The 10,372-nt window shown below is 67.9% G+C and carries 8 protein-coding genes and 1 pseudogene; 7 read left to right on the plus strand and 2 right to left on the minus strand.

The features are described 5' to 3' along the window. Positions 1–867 (minus strand): tRNA preQ1(34) S-adenosylmethionine ribosyltransferase-isomerase QueA (queA, locus tag AC1VAN_RS06100; RefSeq protein ID WP_480985461.1); only part of this gene is annotated, 867 nt, incomplete at its 3' end. A gap of 210 nt (positions 868–1,077) precedes the next feature. Here queA and AC1VAN_RS06105 point away from each other — a divergent pair. Both AC1VAN_RS06105 and AC1VAN_RS06110 read left to right on the plus strand, forming a co-directional pair. Then, positions 1,078–2,574: an aminotransferase class III-fold pyridoxal phosphate-dependent enzyme gene (locus AC1VAN_RS06105; RefSeq protein WP_032977620.1), complete on the plus strand. Its 1,497-nt coding sequence runs from the start codon at positions 1,078–1,080 to the stop codon at positions 2,572–2,574. A gap of 194 nt (positions 2,575–2,768) precedes the next feature. Beyond that, entirely contained in the window at positions 2,769–3,362 is a 594-nt protein-coding gene (locus AC1VAN_RS06110) for an LOG family protein (protein ID WP_032977621.1), read from the plus strand. A gap of 19 nt (positions 3,363–3,381) precedes the next feature. Here AC1VAN_RS06110 and AC1VAN_RS06115 read toward each other — a convergent pair whose 3' ends face one another. Beyond that, positions 3,382–6,228 (minus strand): bifunctional diguanylate cyclase/phosphodiesterase, encoded by a 2,847-nt coding sequence (locus tag AC1VAN_RS06115; RefSeq protein ID WP_480985462.1) that lies wholly within the window; start codon positions 6,226–6,228, stop codon positions 3,382–3,384. Positions 6,229–6,475: 247 nt separating this feature from the next. On the opposite strand from AC1VAN_RS06115, the gene AC1VAN_RS06120 reads away from it, so the two are divergent. The 5 genes and pseudogenes from AC1VAN_RS06120 to AC1VAN_RS06140 all read left to right on the plus strand — a co-directional run bounded on the left by AC1VAN_RS06120 (position 6,476) and on the right by AC1VAN_RS06140 (position 10,361). Beyond that, positions 6,476–6,994, plus strand: coding sequence for an RNA polymerase sigma factor (locus AC1VAN_RS06120; protein ID WP_229291374.1), 519 nt, complete (start codon positions 6,476–6,478; stop codon positions 6,992–6,994). Further along, a pseudogene (locus tag AC1VAN_RS06125) lies at positions 6,991–7,696 on the plus strand (hypothetical protein). Before AC1VAN_RS06120 ends, AC1VAN_RS06125 begins: the two are co-directional and overlap by 4 nt. Positions 7,697–7,730: 34 nt before the next feature. After that, complete coding sequence (locus AC1VAN_RS06130; protein ID WP_032977630.1) at positions 7,731–8,327, plus strand: IMPACT family protein; 597 nt, start codon at positions 7,731–7,733, stop codon at positions 8,325–8,327. Then, positions 8,320–10,098, plus strand: a complete 1,779-nt coding sequence (locus tag AC1VAN_RS06135; protein ID WP_480985463.1) for an ABC transporter transmembrane domain-containing protein — start codon at positions 8,320–8,322, stop codon at positions 10,096–10,098. Before AC1VAN_RS06130 ends, AC1VAN_RS06135 begins: the two co-directional genes overlap by 8 nt. A 68-nt stretch (positions 10,099–10,166) precedes the next feature. Then, the gene (locus AC1VAN_RS06140; protein ID WP_025875144.1) at positions 10,167–10,361 is read left to right on the plus strand and encodes a hypothetical protein; all 195 of its coding nucleotides are present in this window, start codon (positions 10,167–10,169) and stop codon (positions 10,359–10,361) included. Positions 10,362–10,372 lie beyond the last annotated feature (11 nt).

Here is a 10,372-nt window from a genome sequence, read left to right on the forward strand (position 1 = left end):
GATCTGCGTTTCGCCCGCGAACGGCAGCAACTCCCCCTCACGCATCGCACTTTCCAGCGCGCGCACCACCGTCGTGCCGACGCCGATCACCCGGCCACCGGCCGCACGCGTGCGTCGCACCTGCTGCACCAGCTCGGCACCGACGTTCAGCCACTCGCGGTGCATGACGTGGTCCTTCAGGTCGTCGGCGCGCACCGGCTGGAASGTGCCKGCGCCCACGTGCAGGGTGACGTGGCCGAAATCCACGCCCTTGTCCTTCAGTGCTCCCAGCAGCGCCTCATCGAAGTGCAGGCCGGCAGTCGGTGCCGCCACGGCGCCCACTTCGCGCGCGAACACGGTCTGGTAGCGCTCGCGATCGTCCACGCCGGGCTCGCGCTGGATGTAGGGCGGCAACGGCAGCCGGCCAGCGTGCAGCAGCCACTGCTCCAGCGATTCCGGCACATGGAACTGCAGCACGTAGAACTCGCCGTCGCGCCCCAGCACTTCGGCTTCGCCACCGGCATCCAGGGCGATGCGGCTGCCGGCCTTCGGCGACTTGCTGGCACCCACCTGGGCCCGCGCCTGCTGGCCGCCGAGCAGGCGCTCGATCAGGATCTCCACGCGGCCACCGCTGGCCTTCTGCCCGAACAGGCGCGCCGGAATCACCCGGGTGTCGTTGAACACCAGCAGGTCGCCCGGTTGCAGCAGCGATGGCAGGTCGCGCACCTGCAGGTCGGTGAAGGCGGTCGGCGCCGGTGGCACCAGCAGCAGGCGGCTCGCCGAGCGTTCGGCCAAGGGGGCCTGGGCAATCAGTTCGGCCGGCAGTTCGTAATGGAAATCGGACTTCTTCAAGGCAGTGGACGGCAACAGGTCGACAATGGCGCGCATTGTACGTCCAGCGTCTGCGAGCCGGCACGAGCGAGGCCGAACGTCGCGCAAAATGCTGCTATGCAGCAGTCTTTTGCGGGGTTATCGCGCAAAAAAACAAGTGCTAGCATCGACGAGGAAGTCCGCTGCACGAGCCCGCCCCAAGCGCGCGTGAAGACGCGCGTTTTGCTTTTGAAGGCCCGTGCGACCCAACGTTTCAGGAGATCTGCAATGAGCTTCATCGAACGCCTCGCCCCCCTCCGCGCCCAGCCCGGCACCCGCCTCACCAACGGCCTGGATGACGCAACCCTGACCGCCCTCGCCGCGAACCACTCGCAGCTGGTCGCCGCGGTCGATGCCGCTGCTGCCGAATTCGCGCGCGTGCAGGCTGAGCTGGGGCCGCTGCTGGCACAGGATGAGCAGGCGCAGATCGATGCCATGCAGGACGGCTTCGTCAATTTCTACGCCGATGATGCGGTGACCCCGTACGTGGCGTTGGCCGCGCGCGGTCCGTGGGTGGTCACCCTGAAAGGCGCGGTGCTGTACGACGCTGGCGGCTACGGCATGCTGGGCTTCGGCCACACCCCGGACGCCGTCATGGAGGCGATGTCACGGCCGCAGGTGATGGCCAACATCATGACCCCCAGCCTGTCCCAGCAGCGCTTCATCACCGCGCTGCGGGCCGAGATCGGCCACCGTCGTGGCGGCTGCCCGTTCACGCGCTTCATGTGCCTGAATTCCGGCTCTGAAGCGGTTGGCCTGGCCGCGCGCATCGCCGACGTCAACGCCAAGCTGCAGACCGACCCGGGTGCCCGCCATGCCGGTGCGGCAATCAAGCGCGTAGTCATCAAGGGCAGCTTCCACGGCCGCACCGACCGACCGGCGCTGTATTCCGATTCAAGCCGCAAGACCTACATGCAGCACCTGGCCAGCTACCGTGGCGAAGAGTCGGTGATCACCGTCGCCCCGTACGACGAGGCCGGCCTGCGCAAGGTGTTCGAGGATGCCGCGCACAACAACTGGTTCATCGAAGCGGTGTTCCTGGAGCCGGTGATGGGCGAAGGTGACCCGGGCCGCTCCGTGCCGCCGGCGTTCTATGCGCTGGCCCGCGAACTGACCCGCGCCCATGGCAGCCTGCTGCTGCTGGACTCGATCCAGGCCGGCCTGCGCGCCCACGGCGTGCTGTCGGTGGTCGACTATCCCGGCTTTGAAGGCCTGGACGCGCCGGACATGGAAACCTACTCCAAGGCACTGAACGCCGCGCAGTATCCGCTGTCGGTGCTGGCCGTGACCGAGCACGCCGCGCAGCTGTACCGCAAGGGCATCTACGGCAACACCATGACCAGCAACCCGCGTGCGCTGGACGTGGCCTGCGCCACCCTGGCCCAGTTGACCCCGCAGGTCCGCGCCAACATCGCCGAGCGCGGTGCCGAGGCCGTGCGCAAGCTGGAGCAGCTGAAGAACGAACTGGGCGGCCTGATCACCAAGGTGCAGGGCACCGGCCTGCTGTTCTCCTGCGAACTGGCCCCACAGTTCAAGTGCTATGGCGCCAATTCCACCGAGGAATGGCTGCGCCAGCACGGCATCAACGTGATCCATGGTGGCGAGAACTCGCTGCGCTTCACCCCGCACTTCGGCATGGACAGCAGCGAGCTGGACCTGCTGGTAGGCATGGTGGGCCGTGCGCTGCGTGAAGGGCCGCGCCGCGAACAGGCTGCCGCCGCGTAATCCCAGACCCTCGTAGAGCCGGGCGCTGCCCGGCTGAAGGGCTGGCCGTGATCTGAACGAAATGCCGCCGGGCATGGCCCGGCGCTACAGAGAACAACGGCAAAGCCTCATAATTGCCCGGACACCCCGCCCTGCGACCGGCTTCACTGGTTGACCGCGGGGCGTTTTCGTTTCCGGCCAAGACAGGAAGATCCATGAAGTCGATCTGTGTGTACTGCGGTTCCAACGCTGGCAGCAAGCCGGTCTACACCGAACGCGCCATCGCGCTGGGCGATCGCATCGCCCGCGACGGCATGCGCCTGGTGTACGGCGGCGGCAATGTCGGTCTGATGGGTACCGTGGCCAATGCCGTGCTCGCCGCCGGCGGTGAGGTCACCGGCGTGATTCCGCGCCAGCTGGCCGACTGGGAAGTGGCCCATCGCGGCCTGACCGAACTGGAGATCGTCGGTTCGATGCATGAGCGCAAGTCGCGCATGTTCGATCTGTCCGATGGCTTCGTCGCCCTGCCCGGCGGCTTCGGCACCATGGAAGAGATCTTCGAGATGCTGACCTGGCGCCAGCTCGGCATCGGCAACAAGCCCTGCGCGTTCCTCGATGTAGACGGCTTCTATGCGCCGTTGATCGGCATGATCGATCGCATGGTGGAAGAGCGCTTCCTGCACCCCGAGCAGCGCCAGGACCTGTGGTACGGCTCGGACATCGAGGAGATGCTGGCCTGGATGAAGGACTACCAGCCGGCCCAGGCCTCGAAGTGGATCGACGAGAAGCGCCGCGCGGCGCTGCGTTGAAGACTACGTGCGCGGTGGCTCAGGCTGCCGCGCGCGTCCACGGTGCCGGCCGGCCCAGCAGGTAGCCCTGGCCGTAGTCACAGCCGAGCTCGAACAGCGTGTCACGCTGCGCCTCGGTCTCGATGCCTTCGCCGATCGTCTCGATGCCCAGCGTGCGTGCCAGCGACAGCACGCCTTCGACCAGCGCGCGCGTGCTCTGTGCCTCCGGGCCGTGCAGGCCGGCAATGAAGCTCTGGTCGATCTTCAACGTGCTGATCGGGAAACGGTGCAGGTAGGACAGCGCCGAGAAACCCGTGCCGAAATCATCCAGCTGCACCTGGATGCCGCGTTCACGCAGGCCCTTCAGGATGCGCAGCGTGTGTGGACCGTCATCGAGCAGCGCCACCTCGGTGATCTCCAGGCGCAACCGCCGCGGGTCCGCGTTGCTCGCCTCCAGCAGGCCATACAGGCGCCCGCTGAACTCGGCGGAGCGGAAATGCCGTGGCGACACGTTGACCGACACATAGCCACGCCCGCCGTCGGCAAGGCCGGCAATGACCTGCTCATAGATCAGCCAGTCGACCTGTTCGATCAGGCCACTTTCCTCACCCAGTTCCAGGAACGCGCCTGGCAGCAGCAGCCCACGGCGCTCGTGCTTCCAGCGCAGCAGGGCCTCGTGGCCGACCACCTCGCCGTCGGAGAGGCGCACGATCGGCTGGTAGAACGGCACGAAATCACGGTTGTTGATCGCCCGCCGCAGGTCGGCCTCGAGATCCAGGCTGCGCAGCGCCTGCTCGCGCATCTCCTCATCGAAGATCGAGCAGCGGTCGTGGCCTTGGGCCTTGGCCCGGTACATCGCCGCATCGGCGTCGCGCAGCAGTTCCTCGCCGGTGCGATAGCGCGGGTTCCACAAGGCGATGCCCAGGCTGCCGGAGGGGAACAGCTCGCGACCGGCGATCCACATCGATTCCTGCAGTGCCAGCAACAGCCGCTGGCCGAAATCCAGCGCCTGCGCCAGGCCCTCCGGACAGTGCAGCAGCACGGCGAACTCATCACCGCCCAGGCGCGCCACCACATCATTGTCGCCGGCCATGGACACGATGCGCTTGGCTACTTCCACCAGCATGCGATCGCCGGCGGCGTGACCGATGCTGTCGTTGACCWGCTTGAAGCGGTCMAGGTCCAGGAACAGCACCGCGAACACCGGGCCACCTTCGCGCCGGGCCAGCGCCAGCGCATCCTGCAGCCTGTCCAGCAGGTGCAGGCGATTGGGCAGTCCGGTCAGCGCGTCGTGCATCGCCTGGTGGGTCAGTCGCTGCTCGGCGCGCAGGCGCTCGCCGATCTGGCCCAGCAGTTTTTCGTTCACCTCGCCCAGCTCGCGGGTGCGCTCCTCCACCCGCTTTTCCAGCTCGGCATGCGCCGAGCGCAGTCGTTGCTGGTCGCGCTGGCGCGCAAGACCGGTGCCGATGTTCTGCGCAACGAAGATCAGCAGGCGCTGGTCATGCACGCTGAAGGCGATCTGCTCGGTATAACTCTGCACCACGATCGCACCGACCACTTCGTCGTCGCGCAGCAACGGCACGCCGAGCCAGCACTGCGAACGTGCGCCGGATTCGCGCACCTCGCCGGTTTCCAGCAGCGCATCGATCTGCGCACGCGAGGCCAGCAGGGGCCGACGATGGCGGACCACATACTCGGTCAGGCCGCGACTGAACGCGCGCGGTGCACGACTCGCGTTGTGCTCGTCGACCGAATAGACGAAATCCAGCCCATCGCCCTCGGCATTGACCAGCGCGATATAGAAATTGCGCGCATCCAGCAAGCGCCCGACCACGCCGTGCACCTGCCCGTAGAACTGCGCCAGGCTGTCGGCCGACATCGCCATTTCGGCGATGTTGTACAGCGCGGTCTGCAACTGCTCGGCGCGGCGGCGCTCGGCCACTTCATCCTGCAGGCTGAGATTGGCGCGCTGCAGTTCCTGCGTGCGGCGTTCCACCTGCTGCTCCAGCCGCACCTGCGCCTGGCGGCGGTCCATGGCGGTCTGCACGTGCTGGGCGACAAAACCCAGCAGGGCCCGTTCGGCCTCGCCGTAGCGGTCGGCATGCTCGTAGCTCTGCACCACGATCGCACCACACACCCGGCCATCGCGCAGCATCGGCACGCCCAGCCAGTCCAGGCTTTCCGGACCCCGCTGCGGGTCGTGCTCCTGGTCTACCCGCGCCAGCAGTTCGCGCGAAGGCCCGCTCAACGGCCGGCCATGCCGCAGCAGCGCTACTGTCAGGCTGCGCGGCATCTGGTCGATGTCGTAGCCTTGGGCAGGATCGGCGACGAAATCATCGACCTGGTCGGCGAAGTACAGGAAGCGGATCTGCCGGCGGGCATCGTCATACTCGACGATGTAGCAGTTCTGCGCGTACATCAGCGTGCCCAGCACGCCATGCACGTGGCGCAGCATCTCGCTCATTTCCAGGTCGGCACCGGCCAGGTCGGCAATCTGGAACAGGGCCTGCTGCAACCGCTCAGCTTCTTCCAGCGCCTTGATCTGCCCCGCCTGGCGGCCCCGCTGCAGGGCCAGCTCCATGGCCTGCCGGGCCAGCCCCCACCAGGCCGGGGAAGGCGTCGCGCCGCGTACCGACAGCAGCAGCCGGGCGCCGTCGTATTCCCAGCCGTGGCGGCCTTCAGCGTGGTCGGCCAGCGGCTGCCAGATGTCCTCCTCGCCGCCGCCGATCGGCCAACCGCCCTGCCCGCTGCCGAGCTGCGGATCGTCCCAGCCGACGCGCACGATCGCCGTTTCCGGCAGCAGCGCATGCAGCGCGCGCACCAGCGCTGCGCTCAGCACAGGCTCGTTGTTTGACGCTTCCAGCGCGCGGTCGGCTTCGGTGGACAAATGACGTTCTCTTGGCGCCGCCTGAGCGCCGCCTCCCCTGAATTACCGAGCATAACGCGCCACCCGGGGGGCAATGGAAGCCCGGCAACCCCGAAACGTGCCCTCGGGCGTTTTTCCTGTTGATCCCCTCCCGGTTCCTGCCGTGACTGTCGCCCTGTCCCACCCCATCGCTGGCTATGCGCCACCGCCTGCAGGGCTTACCCTGTACGGCGTGGATGCCAGCGCCCTGCCAACCGATGAAGCCTTGATGCTGGCCTGGGCCGCCGGTGAAGTGCACGCGTTCGAAAGCCTGTATGCCCGTCATCGCAAGCGCCTGTTCGGCTTCCTGCTGCGGCAGCTGCGCGACACCGCGCTGGCCGAGGAGATGTTCCAGGACGTCTGGCAGCGGGTGATCAGCGCGCGTGCAGGCTGGCAGGCCGATGCAGCCTTCAGCACCTGGCTGTTCCGCATCGCCCACAACCGCCTGAATGACCACTGGCGCGCCGCCCGCCATCGCCCCCCTGCACCGGCCGATGCCGATCTGCGCCTGGCCGCGCTGGAAGATGGGCAGACACCGGAAGCGGAATTGTCCGAATTCGAGCAACGTCGCCGCATCCAGCTGGCGATGGAAGAACTGCCCGCAGAACAGCGCGAAGTGCTGCAGCTGCGGCTGGAACAGGAACTGAGCCTGGAGGAGATCGGCCAGATCACCGGCGTTGGCCGGGAAACCGTGAAATCGCGGCTGCGCTATGCGATGGACAAGCTGCGTGCGGGACTGAACGCATGAACCGAGACGATGCACTGACGCCGGAAGAACGCGAACTGGCACGCCTGCTTGGGCGCCGCACCGAACAGGGCCCTCCGCCGGCACTGGATGCGGCGATCCTCGCCGCTGCGCGTGCGGCCGTGGAGACGCCAGCACGCGAGGCGGCCCCAGCGCCGGCGGCACCGCGCACGCTGCGCCCGCGCCGCCGCTGGCCGGCCGTGTTCGGCGTGGCCGCATCGGCGGTGTTCGCCGTTGGCATCGCCTGGCAGATGCGTCCAGAGCCGCCCTCGGCCCCTGCCGAGGCAGTTGCCACCGCGCCGGCTGCACAGGAAATGGCGGCCGATGCGAGCGCCGAAGGCACGGCCTACGACAGCGCGGCCGCCGATGTCGCGGCCACCGAAGCCGCACCGGTACCTGCACCGGTACCTGCACCGGCCGCAGCACCGGCACCTGCGGCGGCCAAGGCAGCACCGGCTCCGGCACCAGCCATCGCGGAGGCGGTGAAACCCGCGCCTGCCGCACCCCGGCAGGCACCTGCTCCGATGATGGCGCCGGCACCGCCACCTGCGCCGGCAGCCGACACAGCGTTTGCGCCTGCAGAAGATCCGCGAGCGCCGCGACGCCGGCCAGCGCGACCTGGCCCGGGCGAGCCTGGAGCGTTACCTGCAGACGTATCCAGAGGCGCGCCTGCCAAAGGATGTGCGACCGTTGCTGGACGACTGAAGCACATCGGCGGCAAGCCCGTAGAATGAAGGGAATGCCCGATACCCTCGCCCAACCGGTCAACCACACCCTGGACGTCAAGCACAGTCGCTTCATCGCGCATGCCGCGCCGATCGAGAGCGCGTCTGCGGCGATGGCATTTCTGCAGGACGTATCGGTAGCCGATGCGACCCACAACTGCTGGGCCTACCGGCACGGCCAGGACTATCGCTCCAGCGATGACGGCGAGCCCGCCGGCACCGCGGGCCGCCCGATCCTGGCCGCCATCGATGGGCAGGGATTCGACCGGGTGATGGTGGTGGTCACCCGCTGGTTCGGCGGCATCAAGCTGGGCGCCGGTGGCCTGGTCCGGGCTTACGGCGGCGCCGCTGCCGAATGCCTGCGCACCGCGCCGCGCCTGCCACTGGTGGCGATGGCGCGGCTGCAGCTGGTGGCTGGATTCGAGGACCTGGGCGCGCTGCATGCGGCCCTGCCGGCCCACGCGGCCGAAAAGCGCGATGAACAGTTCGATGCCAATGGCGTGAGATTGCGGGTGGAATTGCCCGCAGACCAGGTCGACGCATTGAAAATCCGCCTGCGCGACGCCACCCGTGATCGTATCCGTATCCAAGATGACCCCTTCGATGACTGACAAGGACGCACCGGCGACCGACCCGGCCTCCCCGCCGCTGCGCCGCCTCGGCAGCCTGCGCACACTGTGGCCGTTCGTGCGCCGCCACAGCGGATTGTTCAGCGCCTGGCTGCTGGCCCTGGCCGTTTCTTCAGCGGCGACCCTGAGCCTGCCGCCGGCGGTGAAGCAGATGATCGACCACGGCTTCAGCAGCGGTGGCCAGATCAACCGTGCCTTTGCATTGCTGATGCTGGTCGCTGTGGTGCTGGCGTTGGCGACGGCGGCGCGCTTCTACTTTGTTTCGCTGCTCGGCGAGAAGGTCGTGGCGGATCTGCGCAGCCGGCTGTACGCGCACCTGATCCAGCTCGGCGCCGGCTTCCACGACCGCAGCCGCAGCGGCGAGCTGGTTTCGCGCCTGACCGCCGACAGCGAACTGCTGCGCAGCGTGGTCGGCTCGACCATGTCCGTGGCGCTGCGCAGCAGTGTCACCGTGGTCGGCAGCCTGGCGATGCTGTTCGTCACCAGTCCGCGGCTGGCCGCCTGGTCGCTGCTCGGCATCCCGCTGGCAGTGCTGCCGATCATCATCGGCGCGCGCAAGCTGCGTACCATCGCGCGCAGCAGCCAGGACCGCATTGCCGATGCCAACAGCCTGGCCAGCGAAACGCTGGGCGCGGTGCGCACCGTGCAAGCGCATGCGCGCGAACCCTATGAACGCGGCCGTTTCGACCATGCGCTGGGCGATGCGATCCGTGCCGCGCGMCGGCGCATCGGCGCGCAGTCGMTSGTSAMCGCCASCGCCATCSTGCTGGTGTTCGGYGCGATTGTCGGGGTGTTGTGGCTGGGCGCGCACGACGTCATCGACGGGCGGCTCAGCGCCGGTACGTTGGGCCAGTTCGTGCTGTACGCACTGATCGGTGGTGGTTCGGTCGGTGCGCTGGCCGAAGTGTGGAACGAACTGCAGCGCGCATCCGGCGGCATGGGCCGCATCGGCGAGCTGCTGCAGGAAGACATCGAGATCCGTGCGCCGGCCAAGCCGCGTGCGCTGCCGCAGCCGCTGCGTGGCGAGATCCGTTTCGACGACGTGCTATTCAACTACCCGCAGCGACCGGACCAGGCCGCGCTGGATCATTTCAACCTGCACGTGCGGCCGGGTGAAACCGTCGCCCTGGTCGGCCCGTCAGGCGCCGGCAAGAGCACGGTGCTGTCGATGCTGCTGCGCTTCCACGATCCGGCAAGCGGCCGCATCTGCGTGGACGGCATCGATGTGCGCGAGGTCGATCCGGCCGAGCTTCGCGCGCAGCTGGCGCTGGTGCCGCAGCAGCCGACATTGTTCGCCTCCAGTGCACGCGACAACATCCGCTATGGTCGGCTGGAGGCCAGTGACGCCGAGGTGGAGGACGCAGCCCGTGCCGCCGAGGCCGACGCCTTCCTGCGTGCGCTGCCAGAGGGCTACGACAGCGAACTGGGCGAGCGCGGTGCCCGCCTGTCCGGTGGCCAGCAGCAGCGCGTGGCGATCGCCCGCGCCWTGCTGAAGGACGCRCCGATCCTGCTGCTCGACGARGCSACCAGYGCGCTSGATGCACAGAGCGAACATGGCGTGCAGCAGGCGCTGGAACGCTTGATGGCGGGGCGCACCACGGTGGTCATCGCCCATCGGCTGGCGACCGTGCTGAAGGCCGACCGCATCGTGGTGATGGACCATGGCCGTATCGTGGCCGAAGGCACGCATACGCAGCTGCTGGCTGAAGGCGGCCTGTATGCGGAGCTTGCACGCCTGCAGTTCATCGATTGATGACGGCCGGCTAACACCGGCCGGATCACTCTGGCGGCGTAGCGAAGAACCACTGAAGGAGGCCAAGCATGTCGTTCCGTCAGTTCCCCGCTGTCGACAGCAATGGCGAAAGCCACATCATCATCGAGTTCAAGCCCGAGGCCAGCGGCAGTGGGCATGGCTCCGAAGCGACGCCGCGTTATGAGCTTGATGACGGACGCCAGCTGGTACGCAACGGCCGCGAGTTCACCACCAGCGGCGGCGAGGTCAGGTTGTCGATCTAGCGATCCACCGC

The sequence above is a fragment of the Stenotrophomonas sp. 05L44_2 genome (assembly GCF_056665995.1).

Bases quoted from the DNA above. Each gene is read 5' to 3' on its own strand.
- AC1VAN_RS06110 (WP_032977621.1), top strand. From the start codon at position 2,769: ATGAAGTCGATCTGTGTGTACTGCGGTTCCAACGCTGGCAGCAAGCCG.
- AC1VAN_RS06130 (WP_032977630.1), top strand. From the start codon at position 7,731: ATGCCCGATACCCTCGCCCAACCGGTCAACCACACCCTGGACGTCAAG.
- AC1VAN_RS06140 (WP_025875144.1), top strand. From the start codon at position 10,167: ATGTCGTTCCGTCAGTTCCCCGCTGTCGACAGCAATGGCGAAAGCCAC.
- AC1VAN_RS06105 (WP_032977620.1), top strand. From the start codon at position 1,078: ATGAGCTTCATCGAACGCCTCGCCCCCCTCCGCGCCCAGCCCGGCACC.
- AC1VAN_RS06120 (WP_229291374.1), top strand. From the start codon at position 6,476: ATGCTGGCCTGGGCCGCCGGTGAAGTGCACGCGTTCGAAAGCCTGTAT.